The sequence below is a fragment of the Simplicispira suum genome (genome assembly GCF_003008595.1).
Lineage (GTDB): Bacteria > Pseudomonadota > Gammaproteobacteria > Burkholderiales > Burkholderiaceae_C > Simplicispira > Simplicispira suum.
The window spans coordinates 1440152-1465803 of the sequence record NZ_CP027669.1; the positions used below are offsets into that span (position 1 = coordinate 1440152).

Sequence of the window (25652 nt, forward strand, 5' to 3'; positions counted from 1 at the left end):
GGTCCTAGCGAGCGACGATGTGGCCCTGGGCTGTGTCGGGGTGGAATTCACCAAAAAAGCGATAGCGCCCCGGCTTGAGCGGCGCAAACACCTGGAAGCTGCTGGCGCCAGGAGCGAGCACTTTTTCCTTCTTCAACTCCAGGCTCTCGAACTCTTCAGCTTGCGTGCCGGTGTTGTGCAGCTCCAGCTTGAAGCGGGTGTTCGCGGGCACCACGATTTCGGTCGGGTTGAAGATGCCGTTGTTCATCTCCAGGCGGAAGGTGGGGAGCGCCTGCGCGTGGGCAGCGCCCGCAGCCAGCAAAAGCGCTGTCGCGGTGCTGAGCAACCGTGGTCGTATCTGCATGGTCAAAACCCCACCCGCGCGCGCAGGCCGAGCACGGCAATGCGTTTCGCATCTGCGTTGGCGGCCGGCCGCGAAATGACTTGCAGGCTCGGCGTGATCTCCACATGGTCGTTCAGGTGCAGGCGGTAAAACAGCTCACCGATGCGCTCGGAACCTCGCGCGGCATAGCCGTAGCCGGCAGGGTCGGCGGCCGAGGCCGATGCGTAGCGACCACTGGTGCGCAGCACGCCAAAGGCCACGCCAAGGCCGTCGGAGCCGCGTCGCCAGGCCGAGCCGTCAAGTTCGGCGCCCAGCGTGAGCGCGTTGTCGAACAGCACGCGCCCAGAGGTCTGGTGGCCGTAGCGGGCAAACAAGGTCAGGTCGTCGCTGACGCGCTGGTCCAGCGAAACGCCGATGCCGCCGTGGCGCGCTTCGCCCCCGTCGAAATCGGCACCGCGTGCGTTGCTCCACGCATAGGCGCGGTAAGTGCCCGGCAGCTGGTTGATGCGCGGCGACACCCAGGCCTGCGCGATGACAAATGGCCTGCCGCTGCTGCCACTGAAGTTGGCGCCGTTGCCTGAGCCAAACACGCCAAGCGACGCGCCCCAGGGCATGGCCTTGTCGCTGGTGTTTTCGTAGGCCGCTATGGCGCCCGGAGAAAAACCAAAACGGTCGGCGCCGATGTCGCCGCCCGAATCAAGCAGCGGGTTGTGGACGAACACGTTGTTGCTGAAATGGCGCGTCTCGTCGTCGGCGATGGCGTTCTGGTCGAAGAAACCGAACGGGTCGATCTTACCCAGCGTGAAGGTGGCCTTGTTCGCATCGCCCTCGCCCAGCGGCATGTCGAGCTGGTACCAGGCCTGTGCCAGCGTGAATTGCGTGTCGTCCGGGTCGGTGCCCGAGAAAGTCGTGCTGTTGGCGGTGCCGGTGTAGGTCGGGCGCAGCCCCAGACCTTCCCCCTGGCCAAAGCGGGCGTGCACGAAGACCGTGCCTTTGCTTACGCCGAAATCACCGCCGGGCAAGGTGACGGCCAGGTCGCCCCGGTAGTTGGCGCGGCTGCGGCCCGACGTCGGGTCGGCCAGCGCATTGCGGCTGGCGTGCTGCACCATGCCCGTCAGGCTGCCTTCGACGCTGATGCCATCGAAGGCTTCGGCCAATTTCCCGGCGGGGCCTTTCATCGCCTGCTGCTGTGCTTCCACGGCCTTGAGGCGGGTGGCCAGTTCGGGCTCGGTGTCGCTGATGCGGTCGGATTCGAGTGCGGTGCGCAATTGGATGTTCTGGGCTTCCAGGCGCTCAACGCGCTCGGCCAGCGCCTTGACCTGCGCTATCAAGGCATCCGTGTCTGTGGCGGCGACACTGGAGAGCGGCAGCGCGGCAGCACTCAGAGCCGCTGCCAGCGCCAGAGCGCTGCGGGCGCAGAGCTTGCGCGGCATGTCAATACCCACCCTTCTTGCCGACGCCGGCGTAGGTGAAGTCCCATTCCAGCTCGACGGTCTTGAACCACGGGCGAACGCCTGTAGCACGGTCTGTGTGGCGGCCATAGTGCATACCCATGGTGTTTTCCTTGGCGCTTGGCGGGTACACAGTGAACTTCACGTGGTACTTGCCAGGCCCGGCCAGCTTGACGTTGTCGCCATAGTGCGGGCCATCGCTGGCCACCATGGGCATCATGTCGCCCCGGATCACCTCGCCCGAGCCCTGCTTGGTCAATTCGTACTTCACCAGCAGGAAGGGAATCCACGCGCCTTCGGAGTACCCATTGACGTTGCTGGCCAGCGCGTGAATGTCGGCTTCCAAATGAATGTCGGAGTCCGCCACCTTTCGCATGTGGCCCTCCGGCTCCATTTCTACCGGCTGCAGATACACCGCGCCCACCTCCATACCCGAGACATTGTGCGGAGCACCTATCGGATACTCCAACGCCCAAGCGGTCAGACTGAGGCCCAGCAGGCCGGAGAAGATGAGCGAACGAAGACGCATGAAAAATCCTGGTTTTGCAGTTGTAAAAACTTCAGCGCACGCTAACGCAAGGAATAGCTACGCAAGTGAGAAGGATTCGCATTCTGCTTTAATTTGGGTACTTCGTCATTGCGCGCAGTCAAAGTTTTTCGCTCGCTCTATTTTTTCTGATGCTGCGTACCGGCTGACACTGCGTGCTGCCGAGTGCATCCGCAGCGGAGACGACCTGGAAATCGGCGCTCTGCGCTTTTCCAATCGCCCACAAAAAACCGCGCTCGGGGCGCGGTTTTTTGTGGGCGATCTGGCCAGGCGAACTCAGTCCTGGCGGCTCCGGGCGCAGGCCAGCTCGGTCATCACGCGGGCATCACTCTGGGCCAAGGCCCACAACTCGCGATCTTCGCGGGCCCGACGGCGCTCAGCACGCCAAGCCGACAACATGGCAGCCAGACCGGGGAGCGGTTTGGCCGACACAGCAGGCACGGTCAACGAGCGAATGAAAGAGGAATGGGTGAGTGTGGTCATGGCAAATCCTGAAAACGAGGGCACACTTTGGTGCGATGGGTGTATCTTAGGGTTTACCCGACTATTGTTCAACTTTATGTTTGTGATGACAGTCATTCACAACACGAATAATTGAAGCCTGCTTCCTTCAACCACCATGTCTGATGCTTTCCGTCGCCTGGACCTGAATCTTCTGCGTGTTTTCGACGCGGTGATGGCCGAACGCAACCTGACGCGTGCAGCCCACAAGCTGGCGCTGACGCAGCCTGCCGTGAGCAATGCCTTGCGCCGTCTGCGCGAGACCCTGGGCGACGAGTTGCTGCGCCGCAGCGGCACCGGCGTCGAGCCGACACCGCGCGCACAGGCGCTGTGGCCCGTGGTGCAGACGGCGCTGGCGCAGCTTGAGGGCGCGCTGGCACCCGAGCGCTTTGAGCCGGCGTTGGCCGACAACAGTTTCGTTCTGGCCATGGCGGACGCCACCGCTGCGTCGCTGCTGCCTCACATGGTGCGCATCCTGGCCACCGAAGCGCCGAGCGTTTCGGTGCGCGTGCTGCCGCTGGCGACCCGCGACCCGCGCCGCCTGCTTGATGACGAGGCGGCAGACCTTGCCATTGGCTACTTTCCTGCCGTGCTGGCAGATCTGACCGCACGCAACCAGACCGGTGATGCTGTGGACTACGCGCACCAGCGGGTGTACGACGGCGAATACGTCTGCCTCATGCGCAAGGACCACCCTCTGGCCGCCGGCCCCTTGACACTCGACCAGTACTGCGCTGCGCGCCACCTGCTGGTGAGTTTTTCGGGCCGGCCTTATGGATTCACCGACGAAGCCCTGGCCGCGCTGGGCCGCGAGCGCCGCATCGTGCTGACCGTGAACCAGTTTTTCACAGCTGGGCGCGTGGTTGCAAATTCCGATCTGCTGACAGTACTGCCGCTTCACTTTTTTGGTGTCACGGGCCTGCAAGGCACTTTGGTCTGGCGCGCGCTGCCGCTGCAATTGCCTACCGTGCACGTGGACGCGCTATGGCATGTGCGCCGCGCCAGTGGCGCAGCGCAGCGTTGGTTGCGCGACGTGGTGGCGCGCGCGGCAGCAGCGGAGCACCTGCCCCAGCAAGGCGCTGCGGGTTCCCAGCCATTGCTGGTTCAGCCCCGCAATTCGTAGGTTTTGCTGGCGTGGCTTCGCCAGTCCCCGGCTACCATCCGCCAAGCGCGATGGCGGCTCCAACTCCGAATGTGTGGAAGCCGCTCGCGACACATCATTCTTCTGGAACGCTTTCATGCACAAACTTCTGGCGCTAGCCCTTGGCGCGACCAGCGCTCTTGCTCTCCTGCCAACCACCGCCTCCGCAGCCAGCCCAGAGACGGGCCAAATACACATGCTTTTGCTGGACGCCGAGCAGCAGCCCGTGGTGGGTGCGACGCTGCGCGGCGCCTGCCGATCCGACGACGGCGCCTTCTTCGGCGGCAAGAAGCTTGAAGCCCCTTGGACCTGCACCACCGACGCGCAGGGCATCTGTAGCGCCGAGCTGCGCTTGTTGCCAAGACCCGATTCGGACCGGGCAAATGCCTGCAAGGCTCTGGCACCCACCGAGATCACCGAGGCCGGTGCGGCGCCGGTCAAGAGCAGCTACTTCACCTTTTTTGCCGACGGCCAGACGCAAAGCTACAACCTTCTACAAAAGGGCGCCAGCTGGAAGCATGGCGACTACTTTTTCCAGTCGCTGGAAAGCCGGACGGCCTTTGACGATTTGGTAGGCCGCAACACCGGGGAGTTCTACAAGCGCCGAGTGACCATCAAGGACGAGCCTGCGACCCCGGCGCTGACTCTGGACACCGCTGCGGCCCATGTTCCCCGGAGCCGCGACTATCCGAACACCGAATTTCTGCGCGCACGTATCGACCGCAAGACGCGCGAAGCGTCGGTGGAAATTGTCGTGACCGACACGTACATCGACTACGCCATGCATATGTTGAGCGAGGCGCGTTATGGCGCGGGTGCCAAGGAGAGAACGGTGGCCCTCAAGGTAGGCAAGCAAGGCTCCACCTGCAACATGCGTGACTTGTTTGAGCGCAAGTGCACGCACCAGGAAACGGTCAGTTTTCCGGTGGACATGGAGGCCTTCCGCCAGGCAGCCGCCTACCGGCCGGGCCAGTCCACGCAGTGGCGGTTCCAGATACACGCCAAGTCCGGTCACGCGCGCATGCGCTCGCTCAGTCATGCCGAGTTCCACGCGCTGGCGCAGGCCATGGACGAGGTGCTGGCTGGTCGGCGTTAGCCCGGCAAAGCCCCACCGCCGCCCACCACACCGGATGGGCGCGAAAATCGGCGCATGAAGATCCAGCTGCTCTCGGACCTGCACCTGGAGGTGCACCCCCACTGGGTACCCGAGCCAGCCGCCGGCGCCCAGGTGCTGGTGCTGGCAGGTGACATTGGCTCCTACCAAACGGGTTCGCTGCTTCAGGGCGAGGACTTCGGCCTGGAGCGCTTCTCACCACTGCCCCAGTACGCCGGCTGGCCCGTGCCGGTGATTTTCGTTCCTGGCAACCACGAATACGACGCGCAGGATTTTCACGCGGCACAAGCGCGTCTGCGCGCCAGCTGCGACCGCCTGGGCCTCATCTGGTTGGAGCGCGAGGTGGCCGAGCTGGATGGCGTACGTTTTGTGGGAACCACGCTGTGGAGCGACTTTGACGCGCTCGCCGACGACGCGGGCGTGGACGATGAGCAGCGCTTGACAATGCGCGAGAAAGCCTTTCGCGCTGCCAACTATTACCTGCGAACCACGGGCGCCACGGTCGGTGGGGCGCCGCTACTGGCGCCCGAAGTGCGCGAGGAAGCGCTGAAATGCCGGGCCTGGCTGGCGCAGGCCCTGGCGCAGCCGTTTGAAGGCCCCACCGTCGCCATCACGCACTTCGCTCCCAGCTTGCGCAGCGCCGATCCACGCTACGGTCTGACGCCAGGCACTGCCGGTTTTTGCAATGCGCTCGACGCGTTGCTACCCTATGCAGCGCTGTGGCTGCATGGCCATCTGCACACGCCTATCGACTACACAGCGCAAGGTTTGCGCGCCGATGGCAGCGCCTGGTCTTGCCGGGTTCGGGCCAACCCGCTGGGCTATGCGCGCAAGGACGAGCAGGCATTTTTCGATCCCTTGTGCTGCGTTGAGGCACGGTGAAGGCGGGCACGGCATTCTGTATTTACTATAATTTTCATAGCTGTCGACGCTTTATACATAAGCGCTAGAGGCTATTTTCTCTTATTTTTTATCGACTTGGAGAGTGAAACGTCTCTGCTGCGCCTGCCCGTATGATGGCGCGAGCGCAGGGGCTCTGACGCTTGCGCAAGCGAAGGCGACCACGGGTGCGCCGATTCCTGTCACCGTTCCTGGAGAAACGCGATGAACATTCTTCTTGCTGTCGACGGCAGCGCCTATACGAAAAAAATGCTGGCCTACCTTGCGGCCCACGACGAACTGCTGGGCAACAAGCACGAGTACAGCGTGATCACGGTGCAGGCCGAGCTGCCGGCCAGGGCGCGCGCGGCGCTGGGCAAGGAAGTCGTCGACAAGTACTACGCAGACCAGGCAGAAAAGGTGCTGGCTCCGGTTTCAAAGTTTCTTGAACGCAAGGGACTGGCGATCAAGCGCATCGTCAAGATCGGTCCGGCGGGTGCAAACATTGGCAAGGTCGCCGATGCCGGCAAATACGACCTGCTGGTCATGGGCTCGCACGGTCACGGCGCTCTCGCCACGCTGGTGATGGGTTCGGTCACCACGCAGGTACTTGCCAATAGCCGCGTGCCGGTGCTGATCGTGCGCTAGGAGGCTGTCGGACTTGGAGCGTCGAAAGCGAAAACCGAAGGTTTCGCCAAAATCGGCCCCAGCGAGGACAGTTTTTGCCGGATTTGCAGCCTCATAGCCCCGCTATGGGGCAAAAAGACGGCGTTCACGAAGAGCGGCGAAGCCAAAAATAGACCGCTGCGGTCGATTTGCAGCCGACGATTTCCAAGTCCGACAGCCTCCTAGTGCTCGCCCGCTGCGCCGACTCGCTCAGCGGGCGCGCAGGCCGTCGAAACAGGTGCGCAGCACCAGATCGACGATTTCTTCGTCCTGGTAGAGGGCGCTGTCTTTCAGAAAACTCACCACCGGATCGCAGGCACGGGCATACAGCGTGTAGAGCACCCCGATCGGCGGCAAATCGGGGTCGATCACGCCTTCGGCCTGCGCTTCGGTAATCCATTCGCCAATGATGTCGCTGACCTGGATGACGCCGTCGGCGTAGCACTTGTTGGCCATCAGCACGCTGCGCAGCGTGGAGTTGCGGCTCGGCAGCAAAGGCATTTCCTGCGCCAGAAGGCGCTGCAGCGACCAGCGCACCACGGCGCGCAGCTTGTCCACTGCGGGCAGGGATGGCTCCAAAGACGTCAAATACGTTTGTGCGGCGGACAGCACTTCCACCATGGCGGCGCTGCACAGCTCCTCCTTGCTGCCAAAGTGCTTGTACAGGCTGGCTTTGGCGATCCCCACCTTGCCGGCGACGTCGTCCATGGTCATGGCGTCGAACGACTTTTCGCCCAGCAAATCACAGGCCGATCGCAAGATGGCGTGTTCGCGGGCCTGGAGCATCTGCTCCTTGAAAGAAACTTTGGCAGGCGCTGGTTGCATAACGCCTATCTTATGCAGTCCGGTCGAAAATTAAATGCCTCAGTCACATAAAAACCTTGGGGTTTTCACTTGGCCTGTACGCTTCCTGCGTGCGTTCTGCGTCAGGTCAACGCCGCTGCCGCTCCGCTGATCAGGGCCTGCGTCAAGGTTTCCAGCACTGCAGACTCCAGGTTCCAGCAGTGCCAGTAGAGCGCGATGGACAGCGTCTGGCCGGGCGCCAGATCCACCAGCTGCCCTTCGGCCAGCGCGTCGCGCACCAATATTTCGGGCAGGATGGCCACCGCCCAGCCTGCCTGCACAGCACGCAGTTGGCCCTCGGTGCTGGGCACGAACAACTGGTGCAGCGAGACCCGCTTGAGCCCGAAGGCGCGCGCGACAAACTCCACCGCCATGTCGTCCTTGCGATTGAAGGAGACGAAAGAGACTTCGCGAAAACTGTGCTGCGTGAGCCCGCGCGGCAGGCAGCGTGCGGCAAACTCGGCCTCGGCCACGGCCACGTAGCGCATGGAGCCCAGCGGCACCATGCGGCAGCCGCGCAAGGCTTGTTTGAGGGTGGTGACGCAGCCCAGCACCTGGCCCGAACGCAGCCACTCCTGCGTGAAATCCTGGTCGTCGGCAATGATTTCCAGCGGCAGGCGTTGGCGTGCCAAGGGCCCCAGCGCGTCCAGCGCCCAGGTGGCGATGCTGTCGGCGTTAACGGCGATGGCAATGCGCTCTTCCTCACGCCCTCCGCCCTGGGCGCTGGGCGCCAGCTCTTGCAGGTCGCGCTCGAGGTCGGCGCGCAGCAGCCGCATTTGCTTGGTGTGCTTGAGCAGCAACTGCCCCGAACTGGTGGGCCGCAACGGGCGACTGCGCACGATCAGCACCGATCCCACTTGGGCTTCCAGCGCCCGAAGGCGCTGCGAGACGGCCGATTGTGTGACGTTGAGGCGCTGCGCCGCACGTTCAAAACCGCCCTCTTCGACGATGGCCGCCAGGCATTCAAGTGCAATCGGATCGAAAGTGCTCATGGGAATCCCGCCATCAGAAAAATGAGGTTATCCGATGATTAGATAACAACGCTCATCTTTCGATTTTGAATTCCCCTGCCTCCACCCGGTCACTGCCCCTTGGCCGGTCACCGGCCAGGAGCTACGACCTACTTCTTGCGCTGGACGATGAGGTTGCGCCGGGCGTCTTCGGGGTAGGCGAAGGTGATGCCGCCGCCCTGGACCTTGCCCATGACCAGCATGTTCGCCGTCAGCGCATCTTTGTCGTCTTTGCTGAAGGGGCGTTCATAGGTCGCAACCACGCCGTAATAGACCCTCGGAATGTTCTCTAATGCTGTCTTCATGGCCGGGCCGCCCAGCTTGCCATCGCGAATTCCGAGCAGCGCATAGGTGAACAGGTACACCGCGTCGTAGCCCTGCGCTGCAGCCATGGGAACCACCATGCGCCCGCCCCATTTGCGTGCATAGGCGCTCAGGAACGCAGCGCGGCGCTCGTTGCTGGGCTCGGCGATGAATGTCTGCGCCATCAGCGCCCCATCGGCCGCCTCGCGCGCTCCGTCAATAAAGAACGGAAACGAGAGTGGCCAAGCCCCGACTTGCGGCACCTTCCAGCCCAGATCGCGCCGCCCATTGGCAATGGCTGCATTCTCCGGCCCCACGGTGTAGCTGAAGACGACATTGGCACCCGCATCGCGTGCCACCTTGAGTTGCTCGCGCAGATCCGTCACGCCCAAAGGAAACCGGGTCACATTCACCGGCCGCAATTGGTGTGCGCTCAAGGCTGCCTCCACATCCTTCAGGCCGGCCTCACCATAGCCGGTGGTGTCGGCAAAGATGGCTACCTTGGTCCAGCCCCGCTTGACCAGATCGTTCACGACAAAGGGGGCCTGAATGCTGTCGCGCGCCGAGGTCCGAAAAATATAGCTCTCGGCCGCAGGGTATTTGCTGGTCAGCGGCGTGCCGGTGGCGCAGGGAATGATCAAAGGACTTTTGGCGTTCTGGAATACTTCCAGCGATTTTTGAGCAACGCCCGTGTTACAGAAGCCGATGGTGCCAACCACCCCCGCGTCCAGCAATTCATGCGCCGCCTTCAGACCGACATCGGGCGTGCCCTGGTCGTCCCGCACGACCAGTTCCAGGGGCCGTCCGAGGTAGCCCCCCACCGCATTGATTTCATCGACGGCCAGCTGGATGCCTTGCAGCAGGGGTTTGCCAAAATCCGACGAGGCGCCAGTGAACGGGCCGATCACACCGAGTTTGACAGCGGCAGGAGCCTGGGCAAAGCCGATCAGGGGCAGCGCCGCGCAGACGGTCACCAGACTGGCGCGCAGACTGCTCATGAGCTTGGAAACAAAATTCATGGTCTCTCCCTCAATGCGGCAAACCGCTGTTTAGAGGAAGAGGATGAAACAGAACACCAGGCCGCGTTTTCGGCGTTTACCCTGTGCTGGCAACGACCTGTCAGCAATCCGAAAGACTGATCAGGAGGCCGGATCCGCCTTGCTACGCTCCTTGCCTCGCGCCTCGCGCACGTCGCTCGGCAGGCGCACATCCATCCAGCGCAGCAGATCGGCCCACATGTCGCGCTGCTCGGCCTCTTTGGGCATGCGCAAGGCATTCGGTAACTCGATAGTCACCACCGGCAGACCTTTTTGCAAACCGCCGAAGTGGCCCAGAGAGCCAGGAAACACGCCGACTTGCTCCAGCCGCAGCGCGCCCAACTGGCGCGGCGGTGTGACGGGGCCGTCAAAATCAAGCACCCCATACGGCGCGTGAATACTGACCACCAGTTGGGGTTCAAAGCGCTCGACCTGATCGTTCAGAAAACGCGTTTCGGGCTCGGACAGCGCTTGCGTCCCGGGCCAGCGCCGAGGGTCTTTTCGGGCGCGCGTTTTCCAATGCAAGGGGGCATCGTGGTCCCAGCCCGGCGTGCGGAAATTGCGATTCAGATCCACCCCCTTCGCATTGGTCCGCTGGGGTCTTCGCGCGAGCAAGCCATCTGGATTCGCCACGGGAACAAAGCGCCAGTGCACGTCGCGTGGGGCTCGGCCGGCCAGTGCAATCCAGCGCATTGCAAGCGCGCCCGCCGTCAGCTCGTCACCATGAATCGCTCCGATCACCAACACCCGCAAGGGCTCCGCAGACGCCTTTCCTTCAGGGGCCTTGCTGACCACGTCGCGCCAGTACAAAGGCACGCCCTTGCGCGAGTACGCGCCGCTCTCTTCCAGTTGCGCCGCCTCGCAGTTGGCGCGCGAAACGCCGGGCAGGCGCGGCGCCAACAACGTACAGGCCACCGACGCAGGCGGCAAAGGCAACCGTGGCTCGGCAGCCGCCAGAGCACCGATCATCGCCAACGACAAGGCGCCCAGGCTTCGCAGCGCCCGATGCAGCGCAGCGCAGGCCCAACCCCGCCGAGTCAATGCAGCACCCAAGGCGGAGCCAGCGGACGCAGAGCGCTGGCAAGAGTTTCTACTTGCGGAGAAAAACAAAGGTGGCCGCCATCGGCATCCTGCAACATGAGCAGGGTGGGGCCGCAGTCCAGGGCGGTGAACATGGGGATCAAAGACATCAATGGGGAGCCGGCGCCGCAGCACCGTGCGCAGCGCGATTTCAAGCGGGGCACCATAATATCCCGCTCTGCCCGTTTTCGTCCCCAGTGCCGCTTCTTCTCAAGCCCCGCCCTCCCAGTTTCTCCACACGCGAGTTCCGCTCCGCGCTCGGCATGTTTGCCACCGGAGTCACCATCGTCACCGCAAGGGCGGCCGACGGGCATCTGGTGGGCCTGACAGCCAATTCCTTCAACTCGGTGTCGCTGAATCCTCCGCTGGTTTTGTGGAGTCTGGCGCGCATTGCCGCTTCCATGGCCGCACTCTCGGCCGGCTCGCACTATGCGATCAACGTGCTCGCGGCCGACCAGCAGGCCTTGGCAGAGCAATTTGCCGCGCGCGGGGTGGATCGCTGGGCTGGCGTGAGCCACGTGCCCGGCGTTGCGGGCGCGCCCTTGCTGGTAGGGGCAGTGGCGAGCTTTGAATGCTTCAATCGCAGCCGCTACGAAGAAGGCGACCACGTGATATTTGTCGGCCAGGTGGAGCGCTGTACCCATCGCGCCGGCGCCGCGCCGCTGCTCTACCACGGCGGGCGGTTCTTTACCGAACACCCGTTGTAGGTGGGGCGCCTCCCGGAGGCATCTTCGGCGCTGTCCCCACCTTCTCTCACTGCGGGCACCGGGAACGCCGCAAGGCAACTGACGAAAAAAGCGGGACCGCAGCCCCGCTTTTTCTTTCCCGACAGTGAGGCTCAATTTCCCATGAGCAAGTTCGGCAAGAACAGGCTGATCTGCGGGATGTAGGTGACCATCACCAAGAATATCAACAGTACCGAGAGCCAAGGGAGCGCCGCCCTGGTCACTTGCACCAGGTTCATGCCAGTGACCCCCGCCGTAACAAACAGGTTCAGTCCCACAGGCGGTGTCACCATGCCGATCTCCATGTTCACCACCATGATAATGCCCAGGTGAATCGGGTCGATGCCGAGTTGCGTGGCGATGGGGAAGAAGATCGGCGCCAGAATCAGGATGATGCCCGTGGGCTCCATGAAGTTGCCCGCGATCAAGAGGATCACGTTCACCACCACAAGAAACATCCACGGCGCCATGCCCATGCCGACGATCTGTTCGGCAATGGTCTGCGGAATGCGCTCGGTGGTCAGCACGTGGGCAAACAGCAAGGCGTTGGCCACGATGAACATCAGCATCACGGTGGTGCGTCCGGCTTCCAGGAAGACATGCGGAAGGTCCTTGAAACCCAGGTCGCGGTAAATGAACACAGCGACGAACAAGGCGTACACAGCGGATACGGCTGCCGCTTCGGTGGGCGTGAAGATCCCGCCGTAGATACCGCCCATGATGATGACCAGAAGCGCCAGGCCCCACATGGACTCGCGCAGCGCGCGCAGCACCTCGCCCATGCTGGCCTTAGGCGGCGGCGTGGTCTTGAGTTTGCCCGCACGCCACCAGACGGCGGTCATCAACATCAGTCCCAGTACCAATCCTGGAACCACACCGGCGAGAAATATGCGGCCCACCGAAACTTCGGTGATGGCGGCATAGACCACCATCACGATGGACGGTGGAATCAAAATACCCAGGGTTCCGGCGTTGCAGATGACGCCCGCGCCAAACTCCATCGGGTAACCGTTTTTCACCATGCCTGCGATCACGATGGAGCCGATGGCCACCACCGTGGCGGGGCTGGAGCCCGACACCGCCGCAAACAGCATGCAAGCGAGCACCGAGGCGATGGCGAGGCCGCCTCGCAGATGCCCGACAGCGGCGATGGCAAAGTTCACCATGCGCTTGGCGACGCCACCGGTAGACATCAACACGCCCGCCAGAACGAAAAACGGGATTGCCAGCAGCGTGTAGTGCTCGCTGGTCTCGAACATCTTGATCGTCATGCTCGCCAGGGAGTCCGGCGAGAAGAAAACGATGGTAACGATGCTCGAGAGCCCAAGGCTGATCGCAATCGGCATACCGATCGCCATACAGAAAAACAGCAGCGCAAACAGTACCAGCGTGTTCATACGTCATCCTCCTTGGCCTTCAGGCTCATCGCCTCGGCAGCTTCATCGGCAAGGCGCAAACCTTCGCTGCGGCCAGTCACCAGGTCGTAGAGGATCTGAAGAAACCGAAAGGCAGTCAGCGCCATCCCCACCGGCATGACCGCCAGCACAACCCAGCGCTCGATGGGCATGTCTTCCAGTTCGATGCCAACCTGCTTCATCTTGAGCACATACTCCATCGAGCCGGTAAAGACAAAGCCGACATACAACAAGCACAGCAAGGTGGCGAGGATGCCCACCACGCGCACCTGGCGCGAAGGCAGCAATTTAACGAGTGCGTCCACACCGATATGCGAACTCACGCGCACGCCATAGGGCACCCCGATGAAGATCATGACGGCAAAGAACACTGTGGTCAGTTCCAGCGCCCAGGAAAGGCCGCTGTTGAACACGTAGCGCAGAACCACTTGGTAGAAGGTCAGGCCGGTCATGGCCAGCAGCATGAGCGAAATGATCCACTCTTCAAGACGGTCAAAAAATTTCATGGGGTAGCTCCAAAAAAAGCCCCGGTTTTGCCGGGGCTTGCAGCTGTGATGGTGCCGTAGCGTTTTACTTGTTGGCGCGCTCGGCAGCGCTGATCAAGTCCTTGCCGATCTCGCCTTCAAACTGCTTCCACACCGGCTTCATCGCGGTGCGCCAGGCAGTCTTTTGCTCCTTCGTCATGGGGACCACTTCGGCTTTCTTGTCGGCAATGATCTTGTCCTTGAACTCCAGCCCTTCCTGGAAGGCCACCTTGTTTCCGTAGGCGATGGATTCATCCATGGCCGACTTCAGAGTTTTGCGAATATCGGCCGGCAGCCCATCCCACCATTTGGTGTTGGTGATGACCATGTAGTCGAGCGCGCCGTGGTCGCTTTCCATGATGTATTTTTGTACTTCGTGGAACTTCTTGCTGTAGATGTTGGACCAGGGGTTCTCGGTGCCATCGACCACGCCGGTCTGCAGCGCCTGGTAGACCTCGGAGAATGAGATTTTCTGCGGATTGCCACCGACCGCCTTGAACTGCGCTTCCAGCACATCGGACGCCTGGATGCGGAACTTCAGACCTTTGGCGTCTGCAGGCATGGACAGTTTGGTGTTGGCCGACAGCTGCTTCATGCCGTTGTGCATGTACCCAAGACCGGTGATGCCCTTCTTGGTCATCGAGTTGAGAAGCGACTGGCCTTCCGGGCTGGCCTGGAAGCGGTCCACGGCCTGGAGATCATCGAACAGGAAGGGCAGGTCAAAGATCTGCAGCTTGGGCGTGTACTTGCCGAACTTGGCAAGCGACGGTGCAATGACCTGCACGTCGCCCAGCAGCAAGGCTTCCATTTCCTTGCCATCGCCGAACAGCTGGCTGTTGGGGAAGACCTGGACCTCCACCTTGCCAGGCAGCGCCTTTTCGGCGAGTTCCTTGAACTTGAGCGCCGCCTTGCCCTTGGGCGTCACGTCGGCCACAACGTGGCTGTACTTGATGACGATGGGCGCAGCGTGGGCGGTAAAGCCGAGCGAGAGCAGGGCACTGGCGGCGAGCAGCTTCAGGGTGAATTTCATGGGTTTGTCTCCAGGTTGAAAAACAGTGAGCGAACGATACGGGCCAAGCTCTGCGCTGACAACTGTGGGCTTCAACAGTTGCTCGCCTAGGGAAAACCCGCGACTCCACCTCAGCCTCATGGCATCCGCTCCAGCGCTGCGCGGGCTTCCTCGAGCCAGTCTGCGCCAATGCGTTGTGCCAGACCGGTGTGCACGCTCTGCACCGCAGCGCGCAAGCGCCCTTTCTGAGCTGGCGTCAGCGGATGAATGCGTGTTCCCGCGTAGGTACGAAGAGCAGCCAGGGCCTTCTCGTTCTGTGTATCGGCAATCTGGTTGCCGAACGCCAGGGCCTGTCCCATGGCGTCGCGGACCAGCGCACGGTCGCTCGCGCTCAGGGCCAGCCAGAAGCGCTGGCTGGTGACCACCGCATAGCCCAGATAGCCGTGTTCTGTCAGGCTCAAGTCCGTCTGTACCTCTTGCATGCCCTGGGTCCAGAAGTTGGAGATCGGGTTTTCGGTGCCGTCAACCACCCCCGCAGCCAGAGCGCGGCGCGTTTCGCTGAAAGCGAGCGTCACCGGCTGCGCGCCCAAGGCGCGCATTTGCGCTGCAATCACGCGCGACGCCTGGATGCGCATACGCTGGCCCGCAAAGTCCGCCACTTCCAGCAGCGGTCGGTTGGCGCTCATGTGCTTGAAACCGTTGTCCATAAAACCCAGGCCCACCAGACGCTGGCGCTCCAACCGGGCCAGCATGCGCTGACCCAGAGCGCCCTGCGTGATGCGCCGCACACCCGCAACATCAGGAAAAAAATAGGGCAGGTCAAACAGCTCGAACTCGGGGAACCCGATGCGGCCAAATTTCGACAGCGAGGGCGCCAGGATCTCCACCGCCCCCAGCTGCAGCGCCTGCACTTCGTCGTGGTCTCCGTAAAGCTGGGCCTCGGGGTAGATGGTGACCGTGATGCGCCCGCCCGAGCGCTCCTGCACCAGGGCCTGGAACCGCCGCGCCGCCAGGCCTTTGGGCGTGTCTTCGGCGACCACATGCGCAAACCGGATCGTGAACGCGCCGGACGCCGCGCGCAGACCCCTGCTGCCTGCGGCAAGTCCAAGCGCAGCGCCGGCGAGCAAGGCGTGGCGCCGCGAGAGTGCGTGTGCGATCCGGCTGGGCATGCCGCTATGCTACGGCGAGGCGAGAGCCCCAACACTCCCATGCAACCCTTGCCACGCACGCCGCCGCTTGACTTCGCCCTGCTGCAGCAGACCCCGTCCGGACAGGCGCCGCGCGGGCGTCGCACGCTGTGGTGGCTGCTGGGGCTGCTGCTTCTGGTGGTGGCCTCGGTGGTGGCGCTGGTGCTGTATCTCAACGCTTTCGAGCACGAAGAAGAAGAGCGCCGCCGTGTCTCGGACGGCCAGTGGCTGGAGCAAAGCGTGCGCTTTCACTTTGTGCGGTTGGAGGAAGATCTGCGGGTGCTGGCCCGGCAGGCGCTGCAACGCCCCGATGTCAGCCCCCGCGCCGCGCCCAGCGTACAAGGAGGGCTGCTGTGGAACCAGCCCGGCGCCATTCTCTGGCACGGCTGGCAGGCTTACGACCCGGATCAGCCTGGAGCCAACCAACCCGAGGACCTGCGCCAGGCGCGTGCCGCCAACCCCTGGAACGACGAAGCGCTGTCGAGCATGCTCGACATTGCCGTCGGCCTGCGCCGCTCCAGCTATGCCGGCCCGCTGCGCGACGCACAAGGCAATGCCACCGACGTCGTGTGGCTGGCCGTACCTTATTTCGAACGCGGCGAGTTTTTGGGCAACTACCTGGCGGCGCTGTCGATGAAGGCCTGCGTGGACGGGCTGGTGCCCGCCTGGTTTCATCAAACGCACCGGGTGCGTCTGGCCGATGACCCGGCGCTGGCACCCGTATCGCAGCAAAGTTCTGCCTATGCGCCTTACCTCGCAGCGATGAATCTTCCCGGCACCGACATGTTCATCGAGATTGCGCCGCTGCGCGCGCAGCCGGCCATGGTGCCGCGCCTGTTTCTCACGGTGGCGCTGCTGTTTCTGGCTGGCATGCTGGTCAGCTTGCTGGCCTTGCGGCGCGACATCGGCAAGCGCCAACGCGTGCAGGCGCTGCTGCAGGCCCAGATGGTGCTGCGCACGGCCATGGAGGATTCGGTCACCATCGGCATGCGCGCCTGGGCCCCCGACGGACAGATTTTGTACGTGAACGAAGCCTTTTGCCGCATGGTGGGCTACAGCACCGCCGAACTGGTAGGCCGCCGCGCACCCATGCCGTACTGGCCGGCCAACCGTGCCGACGAAATCAACGTGATGCACCAGGACGTGATTGCGCAGGGAACGCGCAGCGAAGGCCTGGAGGTGCAGTTCCAGCACCGCGACGGTCACCTGGTAGACGTGTTGATCCACGAAGCGCCGCTGGCCACCGCCAGCGGCGAACCGGTGGGCTGGATGAGTTCTGTTCTGGACATTAGCGAGAAGAAGCGCGCCGAGCGACTGGCTGCACAGCAGCAAGAACGCCTGGAGGCGTCTGGGCGCCTGGTGGCGGTGGGCGAAGCCGCATCCACGCTGGCACACGAACTCAACCAACCGCTGGGCGCGCTGAGCAGCTTTGCCCATGGCTTGCTCAACCGATTGAAAAGCCGCAGCGTCACGGCCGACGAGATTGAACGCGTAGTGCAACGCATGGCGCGCCTGTCGGACAAGGCGGGGGGCATCATCCAGCGTGTCAACGCCTTTGCGCGGCGGCGCGAACTGGTCCTGGCGCCGGTAGACCTGGCCCGTTTCGTGCAGCGCTGCATCGCCAGCCATCCGCGCGCCGATGCGGTGCGCGTGGAATGGTCGGCCACACCGGGTGGCGTTTGGGTGCAAGCCGACGAGCTGCTGCTCGAACATGTGCTGAACAACCTGCTTGCCAACGCCTGCGCCTGGTCTGTGCACAGCGGCAAGCCGGCGCGGGTGCGCGTCTCGCTGGCCTGCGCGCACGCAGAGCGCATGGCGAGCGTCTCGGTAGCCGACAACGGGCCCGGCGTGGCCGAGGCAGACCGCGAACAAATTTTCAACGCCTTCTTCAGCACACAGGAAGGCGGAATGGGCATGGGCCTGGCCATTTGCCGCTCCATCGTCGAAGCACACCACGGGCGCATCGAAGTGGGACGCGACCCCGAACTGGGCGGCGCCCGGTTCACGGTCTGGCTGCCGCTGGTGCCGAGCGCAGCCGCTGGAACCAAAGAAACGACATGAACCGCATCGCCATCCATATCGTTGACGACGACGCCGACGTGCGCGACGGCCTGGCCTGGCTGTTCGATTCGCGTGGCTACCACGCGGCCACCTGGTCGGGCGGTGACGCTTTCCTGCACGGCATCGGCAAGCTGGCACCCGACTGGGACCACGCCGTGGTGCTGATGGACATCCGCATGGAGCCGCTCTCGGGCCTGGCCACGTTCGAGCGCCTGCAGCAAATGGGCTGTCCATGGCCAGTGCTGTTTCTCACCGGGCACGGCGACGTGGGCATGGCCGTGGCAGCCGTCAAGAACGGGGCCTGGGATTTTCTGGAAAAACCCTTTCAGGACAACCTGCTGGTGGACCGCATCGAGCAGGCCCTGGCCGCCGCCAGCGCGCAGCGCGCCACCGACCTGCAGACCCAGCGCCTGCGCGCCGCACTGGCCAGCCTGAGTCAGCGCGAGCGCGAGGTGCTGGCCGAGCTGATCCGCGGCCACTACAACAAGACCATTGCCGACCATCTGGGCATCACCCAGCGCACAGTGGAGTTTCACCGAGCCAATATTTTCAACAAGCTGGGCGTGCAATCGGCGATCGAACTGGCGCACCAACTGGGCCGGCTTGGTGCCTTGCCGGGAACGTCCGGCGAAAGCACGGAATGACGCCCGAAGCGAGGCAAAACAAGTCCCTGCGCTGTACTGCGGCAAACCCGCCCGTTTTTGACAAGCTGGCTCAGGATGAAAAAATGGGCGCGATTGCCTTTGCGCGAACTGCCCCCTCTTGACCTGGAGCCCCATGATCCGATTGAAATCGCTGCCTTCCCTCTTCACCGCTCTGGCCCTGCTGGCCTGCAGCGCCGCCGTAAGCGCCCGCGACATGGTGGCGGTCAACCGTCCCGAGATCAACATGCGCTCGGGCGCAGGCACCCAGCACGAAGCGCTGTGGGTCCTCAGCCGCGGTTATCCACTGGAAGTTCTTGGGCGCAAGGGCAAATGGCTCAAGGTGCGCGATTTTGAAAATGACCGGGGCTGGGTCTACCGGCCGCTGACCAGCACGCGCACGCCACACCACGTTGTCAAGGTCCATGTGCTGAACATTCGCAGCGCCCCCAGCCTCAAGAGCCGCGTGCTGGCCAAGGCCGCACGCGGCGAGATTCTCAAAACCCTGGAGCGCAAGCGCGACTGGGTCAAGATCAAACAGGAAGGCGGCCCCACCGGCTGGGTGTCGAGGCGACTCGTGTGGGGCTGGTAGCGCCGCAGCCCGCGCAAGCGCCACACGCTGCGCACCCAGCGCCGCGCCTGCGCGTGCTCAGCCTCAACATCGGCCGCTGCCAGCGCCTGCACATTGGCGAGCGCAGTGTGCTCTCTGGCATAGGCAAGCGCCCGGTGAGCGGGCCCATGGCCGTGGCGCGTCTGGGCCTGGAAGGGGACGAGCAAGCCGACCTCAGCGCGCACGGCGGCCTGGACAAGGCGGTCTACGCCTACCCGGCGCAGCACTACGCGTTCTGGCACGACGCGCGCCGACAGCGCGGCTTGGGTCTGCCGGACGAAACACTGCCGCCAGGGTTCATGGGCGAGAACCTCACGGTGGAGGGTTTGCTGGAGAGCGAGGTGTATGTGGGTGACCGCCTGCATTTCCCCCACTGCGTGCTGCGCGTCACCGCGCCGCGCGAGCCCTGCTACAAGTTCGATGCCGTCATGGGTTTCGCACTGGCCGGGCGCACCATGGCGCGGGCGGGAAACTGCGGCTACTACCTGGCTGTGGACCAGCCAGGGAGCATTGCGGCAGGACAAGAGGCCTGGCTGCAGCCTGGCCAGCGGGCGCTGAGCATTGCGCAGGCGATCGCTGGCAAGTGGGCCAAACACGCACGCTAGGAGGCTGTCGGACTTGGAGCGTCGAAAGCGAAAACCGAAGGTTTCACCAAAATCGGCCCCAGCGAGGACAGTTTTTGCCGGATTTGCAGCCTCATAGCCCCGCTATGGGGCAAAAAGACGGTGTTCTCGAAGAGCGGCGAAGCCAAAAATGGACCGCTGCGGTCGATTTGCAGCCGACGATTTCCAAGTCCGACAGCCTCCTAGGGCCCCATTCGCTGGATCAGTTTGTTTTTGATAGCTGCTAACGCTTGCCTGGTATGCGCTAGAGCCCAATTTGACTAAAAAATCAGCGCGCTGTTTCCGGCAGTTCTATCTTCACCTCCAACACCTCCAGGTTGTCCTGGCGCTCCAGGCTGACCTTGAGATCGTCCGGGTTGATCTTCACGTACTTGCTGATCACCGCCACCAGCTCGCGCTGCAGCGCCGGCAGGTAGTCGGGCTCGGCGGCGCTGCGGCCGCTGCGTTCGTGCGCCAGGATGATTTGCAGGCGTTCCTTGGCGACGCTGGCGGTTTTCTTCTTTTCGCCCAGCAGGAAGGAGAGGAATGACGCCATGGCTTACTTGCTCCCGAACAGGCGTTTGAAGAAGCCGGGTTTCTCGGCGTCGATGAAGCGCAGCGGCTTGTCTTCGCCCAGAAAGCGGTCGATCACGTCCTTGTAGGCTTCCGAGACGTCGGTACCCTGCAGGTGGATGGCGGGCAGCCCCTGGTTGGACGCCTGCAGCACCACCTCGGATTCCGGAATGACGCCAATGAGCTTGATGCGCAGAATGTCCTGGATGTCTTCCAGGCTCAGCATCTGCCCCTCCTGCACGCGGCCGGGGTTGTAGCGGGTGATGAGCAGATGCTCCTTGATGGCTTCGCCCCCTTCGATGGCGCGCTTGGTCTTGCTGCCCAGCATGCCCAGGATGCGGTCCGAGTCGCGCACCGAGGACACTTCGGGATTCGTCACCAGCAGCGCCTCGTCGGCAAAGTGCATGGCCATGAGGGCGCCGCTCTCGATGCCGGCGGGCGAGTCGCAGACGATGTATTCAAAGTCCATTGCCGCCAGGTCTTCGAGGATCTTGCCGACACCCTCGACCGTGAGCGCGTCCTTGTCGCGCGTCTGGCTGGCGGCAAGCACGAACAGGTTCTCGCTGTTCTTGTCCTTGATGAGCGCCTGGTTCAGGTTGGCCTCACCCTGGATCACGTTGATCAGGTCGTACACCACGCGGCGCTCGCACCCCATGATCAGATCGAGGTTGCGCAGGCCGACGTCAAAGTCGATCACGGCGGTCTTGTGGCCGCGCAAGGCAAGGCCGGAAGCAAAGGCGGCACTGGTGGTGGTCTTGCCCACGCCACCTTTACCGGAAGTCACGACGACGATTTTGGCCATGTGTAGTACGTATTGAAAAGAGAAAATTCAGAGAAAAATGGGGCTTACAACGGCTCGATCAGCAGTTTTTCGCCGTCGAGCCGCACCTGGGCAGGTTTGCCCAGCACCTCGGGTGGAATCGCCACCTCGGTGGTGCGGTAAATGCCTGCAATGGATACCAGCTGCGGCTCCATGCAGGTGGTGAAAATGCGCGCCTCGGTGTTGCCACGGGCGCCGGCAATGGCGCGCCCGCGCAGTGGGGCGTAGACATGAATGTTGCCATCGGCAATCACTTCGGCGCCAAAGCTGACCACAGCCAGAACGACCAGGTCCGCGCCACGCGCGTACACCTGCTGGCCCGAGCGCAGCGGCTTGTCGATCACGACCGTCGCGGGTCCGGGCACCGGTACTTCGCGCACCACCTCGATTTCATGCACCACCTCGCGCGGTGCGCTTGCGGTGCGCGCGGGTGCAGCGTCCGGGGCGGCGGCCAGCCCAGCGGCCACGGCTGCGCTCATTTGCTCCGGACTGCCTCCACGCACGGCGACGGGCAAGGTGGCGTGGGTGCGCAGCACGGCGCACAGAGCCGGAAAATCGATGGGTTCCTGCCATTCGCGCAGCGAGGCCAGATCAATCAGCACCGCGTCGTTGTCAAAGAAACCGGGATCGTCCTGCAGGCGCTCGGCCAGTTCGCTGGCGAGCAGCTCCGGGTCGGGAGATCGCAGCAGCACCGCCACCACGGGCAGCGAAGCGCTCTTGAGCTCAAAACGGGTGCGGGCCGGGCCCGCCGTGTCTGCGGCCATGAAGTCTCAGCGTGGCGCCCGGCTGTGCCAGGCGCGCGAAAAGGCCCGAGTGTACTTGGGCGTGCCGGTGCTCCTGCGGGCGTGCGCTTGCCAGCCCAAGCTCCCTCCGGCGCGCCCTGGCGGCCTCAAGCAGGCGTGTCGTGCTGCCAGGCAGGCAGCTGCGCGCCACAGTGAAAGCAGTACACCGCCTCGGGCAGGTGCCCTTCGGTCAGGCATTCGTGGCAGGTCCGGGTGGTGGGGGTGCGCATCGGCGCCAGCCGCTGCGAGGCCATTTCGGCGGTGACAATGCCGGTGGGCACGGCCAGTGTGCCCCAGCCGAGCAGCATCATCACCGACGAGATGAAGCGCCCCAGTTCGGTGCGCGGCGTGATGTCGCCAAAACCCACTGTCGTCATCGTCGTAATGGCCCAGTACACAGCGGTGGGAATGCTGGTAAAGCCGTTCTCCGGCCCTTCCACCACGTACATCAATGTCCCCATCACTAGCACGATCATCAGCACCCCGGTGATGAACACCGTGATCTTGCGCCGGCTGGTGCGAAGCGCATGGCCCAGGCTGCGGTACTCGACCACGTACGCCGAGAGCTTGAAAATACGAAACACGCGCAGCAGACGCAGCACGCGCACGTCGATCAGGGCATGGACTTCGGGCAGCAGCAGCGCCAGATAGGTAGGCAGCAGTGCCAGCAGGTCGATAACGCCGAAAAAGCTCGTGGCGTAGCGCAGAGGATGGCGCACCGTGGCCAGACGGGCCAGGTATTCGATAGTGAACGCCGCCGTAAACAACCATTCAGCCACTTGGAACGGTTGGTGCAGGCGCGCGTTGATGGCGGGAACGCTGTCGGCCGTGACCACCGCGACGCTGAGCAAGATCAGCGCAATCAGCGCATGGTCAAACCAGCGCCCGGCGCGCGTGTCCGCCTCGAAGATGACGGTGTAGACCCGCAGGCGCCATCCGTGCAGCGCGGCGGCGGGTTCGTCAGGCAGTGCGCTCATGCCGGCACTGTAAGGCAACGCGTCTGCTTGCCCTCGCTTACCGCGTTGAAAATCGATACGCCGCAGCAGCTCAAGAACTCGCTTCGTCTCATCGCGTCGTCGACGCATGGTGCAAACCCTAGGACGCAGAAATTACACATTTCTGTCACGATGGTGGACACCCTATCCTGGCCCTTGTTCACGCGCTTGTGCTCTTTCTGAAGCCGCCCGAACATCCGGGAGAGCCCTTTGAACCAGCAACTCCCTTTTTTCAGCCCCCTGGCGCTGCAGGACGCTCTCAAGCTGTCCCGGGAGATGTTGGAGCATCTCCCGGTGGGCATTGCCCTGTTCGACCCCGAACTGCGTCTCTTGTCCGTCAACCGCCTGGCCATCGAGATGCTGGAGTTTCCGAAGGAAATGTTCTCCGGCGAGATGCCCACGCTGGAAGATTTGCTGTACTTCAATGCCTGCCGTGGCGAGTATGGCCCCGGCGACCCGCACGAACAGACCCGCAAGCGCATGGAGCTGGCATTGAGGCTCGAACCGCACCGCTTTGTCCGCAAGCGCCCCGACGGCATGGTGCTCGACGTCATTGGCGCACCCCTGCCCGGCGGCGGCTTCGTCAGCATCTACACCGACATCACAGAGCACGAGCGCAATGCCACGGCCATGCGCGACCAGGCGCTGTACCTGCGCAGCGTACTGGCACACCTGCCACAGGGCATCTCGGTATTTGACGAACAATTGCGTCTCAAATGCTGGAACGACAAATTTCTCGAGGTGCTCGACCTGCCGCCAGAAGGGGTCTATGCCGATGTGCCGTTCGAAGACCTGATCCGCTACCCAGCCAGACGCGGTGAGTTCGGCCCAGGAGACCCCGAAGCCTACGTGCAACAGCGGCGCGAATGGGCCCTGCGTTTTGAGCCCCACCGGCTCGAACGCACCCGGCCCACGGGCCGCACGCACCTGATCGAGGGATGCCCGATGCAGGCCGACGGGCGTACGGTGGGCTTCGTCAGCAGCTACATCGACATCACCGAAAACAAGGCGCGCGAGGCCGCCCTGACCGAGAAGAACGAACTGCTTCAAACCCTGGCCGACAACCTGCCTTGCGGCGTGAGCATCTTCGACAGGAATCTGCACCTGGTGCTGATGAACGACGAGGCCATCCGCCTGCTCGGCTTTAGCCGCGAGCTGGTCAACCAGTGTCCCCATTTTTCCGAACTGGCGCGCTTCAATGCCGAGCGCGGGGAATACGGCGCTGTGGATGTGGAGGCGTTCGTGGCCGATCTCACGGCCAAAGCGCTGCACCCCACGCACCATCGCTTGGAGCGTGTGCGACCCAACGGGGTCGTCATTGATCTGGTGGGGGCACCCATACCGCACGGTGGTTTTGTCACCCTCTACTCCGACGTTACCGAGCAGCGAAACGCCGCCCGCGCCATCGAACGCCTGGCGCACCATGACACCCTGACCGGCCTGGCCAACCGCTACGCGCTGGAGGCACGCCTGGACCAGCTCGTGGCCGACGCGCGGCGCCACAACCGCCGACTGGCCGTGCTGTTCCTGGACATGGACAACTTCAAGGGCATCAACGACAGCATGGGCCACGGCGTGGGGGACGAGTTTCTGCGCGTGACGGCACAGCGCCTGCGCAGCGCCGTGCGCGAGAACGACATCGTGGCCCGGCTCGGCGGCGACGAGTTCGTGGTGGTGCTTTCAGACATGGGTGAGCCCCAGCATGCCCTGTCTGCAGCCACCAAGTTGCTTGAGCAGTTGTCCCAACCCGTCACCCTGGCCGGGCAGGAGCTGAGCCCATCGACCTCCATCGGCATCTGTTTTTTCCCGCAGGACGGACGCGACCGCGGCAGCCTGATGCAAAGCGCCGACATTGCCATGTACCAGGCGAAACAGATGGGCAAAGGCACTTACCGGTGCTTCGACCCGGCCATGATGGAAGTGGCCACCCAGCGCGCGGCCATGGAACGGGCGCTGAAGGAAGCGGTTGCATGCAAGCGCTTCGAGGTGCACTACCAGCCACTGGTGGACTGCCGCTCCCGCGCCGTGTTGGGCTGCGAGGCCCTGATTCGTTGGCAACACCCCGACGGCCATTGGATCGCGCCGCTGGATTTCATTCCCCTGGCAGAGGAGCTGGGCCTGATCAACCAGGTGGGCGAGCAGGTCCTGCAGCTTGCCTGCAGCGCCCTGGCGCAATGGCACCGCGAGGGACACGCGCATCTGGGCATGTCGGTCAATCTCAGCGCGGTGCAGTTGCGCAATCCGCTCCTGCCCGAACAGATCGCCGACATACTGCACATGAATGGCTTGCCTGGCACCGCCTTGACGCTGGAGATCACGGAATCCGTTGCCATGCAGGACCCCCAGACCAGCATCCATCGGCTGGAGCAAATTCGCGCCCTGGGCGTGCGCCTGGCCATGGACGACTTCGGCACCGGCTACTCCTCGCTCGCCTATCTCCAGCGGCTTCCACTGAATATTCTCAAGCTCGACCGCAGCTTTGTGCAGGAGATGGAAACCAATCCCAACGACGCCGCCATCTGCACTGCCTCCATCGGCCTGGCACACCATCTCGGTCTGATTGTGGTGGCCGAAGGCGTGGAGACTGAGGCGCAACATGCCTTCCTCGACAGCCTGGGCTGTGACGTGTGCCAGGGCTACCTGTTCAGCCGCCCACTGCCCGGCGACGCGCTGCGGCAATGGCTGGGCGGCCTGCCGGGTGGCAGCACGGCGTGAGCAAGGGCCTGCCTTGCCCTGACCCGCCCTGCAGACACAGTAGTACAAATAGAAACGCCGTTTTCTATAGGCAGTGTTCCAATCGCCCGGCACAGCGCG

27 protein-coding genes are annotated in these 25652 nt (G+C 63.4%); 11 read left to right on the forward strand and 16 right to left on the reverse strand.

Going from position 1 to position 25652, the window contains the following annotated elements:
• Positions 1-4 precede the first annotated feature (4 nt).
• The 3 genes from C6571_RS06800 to C6571_RS06810 are packed head-to-tail and all read right to left on the reverse strand — an operon-like array spanning position 5 to position 2302.
• Entirely contained in the window at positions 5-343 is a 339-nt protein-coding gene (locus tag C6571_RS06800; RefSeq protein WP_106446017.1) for a cupredoxin domain-containing protein, read from the reverse strand.
• A 2-nt stretch (positions 344-345) separates the two neighbouring features.
• Positions 346-1755, reverse strand: coding sequence for a carbohydrate porin (locus C6571_RS06805; RefSeq protein WP_106446018.1), 1410 nt, complete (start codon positions 1753-1755; stop codon positions 346-348).
• Between the two features lies 1 nt (position 1756).
• Positions 1757-2302 carry an iron transporter gene (locus C6571_RS06810; RefSeq protein WP_106446019.1) on the reverse strand — a complete coding sequence of 182 codons (546 nt, stop codon included), beginning with the start codon at positions 2300-2302 and terminating at the stop codon, positions 1757-1759.
• On the opposite strand from C6571_RS06810, the gene C6571_RS19855 reads away from it, so the two are divergent.
• The 5 genes from C6571_RS19855 to C6571_RS06835 all read left to right on the forward strand — a co-directional run bounded on the left by C6571_RS19855 (position 2301) and on the right by C6571_RS06835 (position 6603).
• Positions 2301-2918 (forward strand): hypothetical protein, encoded by a 618-nt coding sequence (locus tag C6571_RS19855; protein ID WP_146139310.1) that lies wholly within the window; start codon positions 2301-2303, stop codon positions 2916-2918. The two genes, C6571_RS06810 and C6571_RS19855, sit on opposite strands and share 2 nt — an antisense overlap.
• Positions 2919-2939: 21 nt before the next feature.
• On the forward strand, positions 2940-3944 hold the full coding sequence (locus C6571_RS06820) for a LysR family transcriptional regulator (protein ID WP_106446021.1): 1005 nt from the start codon (positions 2940-2942) through the stop codon (positions 3942-3944).
• A 214-nt stretch (positions 3945-4158) separates the two neighbouring features.
• Positions 4159-5058 (forward strand): hypothetical protein, encoded by a 900-nt coding sequence (locus tag C6571_RS06825; RefSeq protein WP_146139311.1) that lies wholly within the window; start codon positions 4159-4161, stop codon positions 5056-5058.
• A gap of 54 nt (positions 5059-5112) precedes the next feature.
• Positions 5113-5958: a metallophosphoesterase gene (locus tag C6571_RS06830; RefSeq protein ID WP_106446023.1), complete on the forward strand. Its 846-nt coding sequence runs from the start codon at positions 5113-5115 to the stop codon at positions 5956-5958.
• A 222-nt stretch (positions 5959-6180) separates the two neighbouring features.
• Positions 6181-6603 (forward strand): universal stress protein, encoded by a 423-nt coding sequence (locus C6571_RS06835; RefSeq protein ID WP_106446024.1) that lies wholly within the window; start codon positions 6181-6183, stop codon positions 6601-6603.
• A 228-nt stretch (positions 6604-6831) separates the two neighbouring features.
• Here C6571_RS06835 and C6571_RS06840 read toward each other — a convergent pair whose 3' ends face one another.
• From C6571_RS06840 to C6571_RS06860, 5 genes are all read right to left on the reverse strand, one after another.
• Positions 6832-7446: a TetR/AcrR family transcriptional regulator gene (locus C6571_RS06840; protein WP_106446025.1), complete on the reverse strand. Its 615-nt coding sequence runs from the start codon at positions 7444-7446 to the stop codon at positions 6832-6834.
• A 101-nt stretch (positions 7447-7547) separates the two neighbouring features.
• Positions 7548-8456, reverse strand: coding sequence for a LysR family transcriptional regulator ArgP (locus C6571_RS06845; RefSeq protein ID WP_106446026.1), 909 nt, complete (start codon positions 8454-8456; stop codon positions 7548-7550).
• Positions 8457-8584: 128 nt separating this feature from the next.
• Positions 8585-9775 carry an ABC transporter substrate-binding protein gene (locus C6571_RS06850; RefSeq protein WP_420542612.1) on the reverse strand — a complete coding sequence of 397 codons (1191 nt, stop codon included), beginning with the start codon at positions 9773-9775 and terminating at the stop codon, positions 8585-8587.
• A gap of 141 nt (positions 9776-9916) precedes the next feature.
• Positions 9917-10867: a M14 family zinc carboxypeptidase gene (locus C6571_RS06855; RefSeq protein ID WP_245901439.1), complete on the reverse strand. Its 951-nt coding sequence runs from the start codon at positions 10865-10867 to the stop codon at positions 9917-9919.
• Entirely contained in the window at positions 10852-11004 is a 153-nt protein-coding gene (locus tag C6571_RS06860) for a hypothetical protein (protein WP_420852913.1), read from the reverse strand. Before C6571_RS06860 ends, C6571_RS06855 begins: the two co-directional genes overlap by 16 nt.
• Positions 11005-11157: 153 nt before the next feature.
• On the opposite strand from C6571_RS06860, the gene C6571_RS06865 reads away from it, so the two are divergent.
• On the forward strand, positions 11158-11601 hold the full coding sequence (locus C6571_RS06865; protein ID WP_106446029.1) for a flavin reductase family protein: 444 nt from the start codon (positions 11158-11160) through the stop codon (positions 11599-11601).
• Positions 11602-11732: 131 nt separating this feature from the next.
• On the opposite strand, the gene C6571_RS06870 is transcribed toward C6571_RS06865, so the two are convergent.
• The 4 genes from C6571_RS06870 to C6571_RS19485 all read right to left on the reverse strand — a co-directional run bounded on the left by C6571_RS06870 (position 11733) and on the right by C6571_RS19485 (position 15736).
• Positions 11733-13016, reverse strand: a complete 1284-nt coding sequence (locus C6571_RS06870) for a TRAP transporter large permease (RefSeq protein WP_106446030.1) — start codon at positions 13014-13016, stop codon at positions 11733-11735.
• Positions 13013-13540, reverse strand: coding sequence for a TRAP transporter small permease (locus tag C6571_RS06875; RefSeq protein WP_106446031.1), 528 nt, complete (start codon positions 13538-13540; stop codon positions 13013-13015). The genes C6571_RS06870 and C6571_RS06875 overlap by 4 nt, the downstream gene beginning before the upstream one ends.
• Before the next feature lie 64 nt (positions 13541-13604).
• Complete coding sequence (locus C6571_RS06880; RefSeq protein ID WP_106446032.1) at positions 13605-14588, reverse strand: TRAP transporter substrate-binding protein; 984 nt, start codon at positions 14586-14588, stop codon at positions 13605-13607.
• Positions 14589-14704: 116 nt separating this feature from the next.
• On the reverse strand, positions 14705-15736 hold the full coding sequence (locus C6571_RS19485; RefSeq protein WP_146139312.1) for a DctP family TRAP transporter solute-binding subunit: 1032 nt from the start codon (positions 15734-15736) through the stop codon (positions 14705-14707).
• Between the two features lie 39 nt (positions 15737-15775).
• Here C6571_RS19485 and C6571_RS06885 point away from each other — a divergent pair, with 39 nt between their 5' ends.
• From C6571_RS06885 to C6571_RS06900, 4 genes are all read left to right on the forward strand, one after another.
• Positions 15776-17815, forward strand: a complete 2040-nt coding sequence (locus C6571_RS06885; RefSeq protein ID WP_170094700.1) for a sensor histidine kinase — start codon at positions 15776-15778, stop codon at positions 17813-17815.
• Complete coding sequence (locus C6571_RS06890) at positions 17812-18459, forward strand: response regulator transcription factor (protein ID WP_106446034.1); 648 nt, start codon at positions 17812-17814, stop codon at positions 18457-18459. The genes C6571_RS06885 and C6571_RS06890 overlap by 4 nt, the downstream gene beginning before the upstream one ends.
• A 133-nt stretch (positions 18460-18592) precedes the next feature.
• Positions 18593-19048, forward strand: a complete 456-nt coding sequence (locus tag C6571_RS06895; RefSeq protein ID WP_106446035.1) for an SH3 domain-containing protein — start codon at positions 18593-18595, stop codon at positions 19046-19048.
• 47 nt (positions 19049-19095) lie between these two features.
• On the forward strand, positions 19096-19671 hold the full coding sequence (locus C6571_RS06900; RefSeq protein WP_106448091.1) for an MOSC domain-containing protein: 576 nt from the start codon (positions 19096-19098) through the stop codon (positions 19669-19671).
• Positions 19672-19957: 286 nt separating this feature from the next.
• On the opposite strand, the gene minE is transcribed toward C6571_RS06900, so the two are convergent.
• The 4 genes from minE to C6571_RS06920 all read right to left on the reverse strand — a co-directional run bounded on the left by minE (position 19958) and on the right by C6571_RS06920 (position 22820).
• A complete protein-coding gene (gene minE, locus C6571_RS06905) occupies positions 19958-20224 on the reverse strand; it encodes a cell division topological specificity factor MinE (RefSeq protein WP_106446036.1) in 267 nt (88 codons plus the stop codon).
• Positions 20225-20227: 3 nt separating this feature from the next.
• The gene (gene minD / locus C6571_RS06910) at positions 20228-21043 is read right to left on the reverse strand and encodes a septum site-determining protein MinD (protein ID WP_106446037.1); all 816 of its coding nucleotides are present in this window, start codon (positions 21041-21043) and stop codon (positions 20228-20230) included.
• Positions 21044-21087: 44 nt separating this feature from the next.
• Entirely contained in the window at positions 21088-21825 is a 738-nt protein-coding gene (minC, locus tag C6571_RS06915; protein ID WP_106446038.1) for a septum site-determining protein MinC, read from the reverse strand.
• 125 nt (positions 21826-21950) lie between these two features.
• Positions 21951-22820: an ion transporter gene (locus tag C6571_RS06920; RefSeq protein ID WP_211300708.1), complete on the reverse strand. Its 870-nt coding sequence runs from the start codon at positions 22818-22820 to the stop codon at positions 21951-21953.
• A 228-nt stretch (positions 22821-23048) separates the two neighbouring features.
• On the opposite strand from C6571_RS06920, the gene C6571_RS06925 reads away from it, so the two are divergent.
• Positions 23049-25553 carry a PAS-domain containing protein gene (locus C6571_RS06925; protein ID WP_106446040.1) on the forward strand — a complete coding sequence of 835 codons (2505 nt, stop codon included), beginning with the start codon at positions 23049-23051 and terminating at the stop codon, positions 25551-25553.
• Positions 25554-25652: the final 99 nt, after the last annotated feature.

Coding starts and splice junctions, on each gene's coding strand:
- C6571_RS06800 (WP_106446017.1), bottom strand. CDS start 343: ATGCAGATACGACCACGGTTGCTCAGCACCGCGACAGCGCTTTTGCTG.
- C6571_RS06805 (WP_106446018.1), bottom strand. CDS start 1,755: ATGCCGCGCAAGCTCTGCGCCCGCAGCGCTCTGGCGCTGGCAGCGGCT.
- C6571_RS19855 (WP_146139310.1), top strand. CDS start 2,301: ATGAAAAATCCTGGTTTTGCAGTTGTAAAAACTTCAGCGCACGCTAAC.
- C6571_RS06810 (WP_106446019.1), bottom strand. CDS start 2,302: ATGCGTCTTCGTTCGCTCATCTTCTCCGGCCTGCTGGGCCTCAGTCTG.
- C6571_RS06820 (WP_106446021.1), top strand. CDS start 2,940: ATGTCTGATGCTTTCCGTCGCCTGGACCTGAATCTTCTGCGTGTTTTC.
- C6571_RS06825 (WP_146139311.1), top strand. CDS start 4,159: ATGCTTTTGCTGGACGCCGAGCAGCAGCCCGTGGTGGGTGCGACGCTG.
- C6571_RS06830 (WP_106446023.1), top strand. CDS start 5,113: ATGAAGATCCAGCTGCTCTCGGACCTGCACCTGGAGGTGCACCCCCAC.
- C6571_RS06835 (WP_106446024.1), top strand. CDS start 6,181: ATGAACATTCTTCTTGCTGTCGACGGCAGCGCCTATACGAAAAAAATG.
- C6571_RS06840 (WP_106446025.1), bottom strand. CDS start 7,446: ATGCAACCAGCGCCTGCCAAAGTTTCTTTCAAGGAGCAGATGCTCCAG.
- C6571_RS06845 (WP_106446026.1), bottom strand. CDS start 8,456: ATGAGCACTTTCGATCCGATTGCACTTGAATGCCTGGCGGCCATCGTC.
- C6571_RS06850 (WP_420542612.1), bottom strand. CDS start 9,775: ATGAGCAGTCTGCGCGCCAGTCTGGTGACCGTCTGCGCGGCGCTGCCC.
- C6571_RS06860 (WP_420852913.1), bottom strand. CDS start 11,004: ATGTCTTTGATCCCCATGTTCACCGCCCTGGACTGCGGCCCCACCCTG.
- C6571_RS06865 (WP_106446029.1), top strand. CDS start 11,158: ATGTTTGCCACCGGAGTCACCATCGTCACCGCAAGGGCGGCCGACGGG.
- C6571_RS06870 (WP_106446030.1), bottom strand. CDS start 13,016: ATGAACACGCTGGTACTGTTTGCGCTGCTGTTTTTCTGTATGGCGATC.
- C6571_RS06875 (WP_106446031.1), bottom strand. CDS start 13,540: ATGAAATTTTTTGACCGTCTTGAAGAGTGGATCATTTCGCTCATGCTG.
- C6571_RS06880 (WP_106446032.1), bottom strand. CDS start 14,588: ATGAAATTCACCCTGAAGCTGCTCGCCGCCAGTGCCCTGCTCTCGCTC.
- C6571_RS19485 (WP_146139312.1), bottom strand. CDS start 15,736: ATGCCCAGCCGGATCGCACACGCACTCTCGCGGCGCCACGCCTTGCTC.
- C6571_RS06885 (WP_170094700.1), top strand. CDS start 15,776: ATGCAACCCTTGCCACGCACGCCGCCGCTTGACTTCGCCCTGCTGCAG.
- C6571_RS06890 (WP_106446034.1), top strand. CDS start 17,812: ATGAACCGCATCGCCATCCATATCGTTGACGACGACGCCGACGTGCGC.
- C6571_RS06895 (WP_106446035.1), top strand. CDS start 18,593: ATGATCCGATTGAAATCGCTGCCTTCCCTCTTCACCGCTCTGGCCCTG.
- minE (WP_106446036.1), bottom strand. CDS start 20,224: ATGGCGTCATTCCTCTCCTTCCTGCTGGGCGAAAAGAAGAAAACCGCC.
- minD (WP_106446037.1), bottom strand. CDS start 21,043: ATGGCCAAAATCGTCGTCGTGACTTCCGGTAAAGGTGGCGTGGGCAAG.
- minC (WP_106446038.1), bottom strand. CDS start 21,825: ATGGCCGCAGACACGGCGGGCCCGGCCCGCACCCGTTTTGAGCTCAAG.
- C6571_RS06920 (WP_211300708.1), bottom strand. CDS start 22,820: ATGAGCGCACTGCCTGACGAACCCGCCGCCGCGCTGCACGGATGGCGC.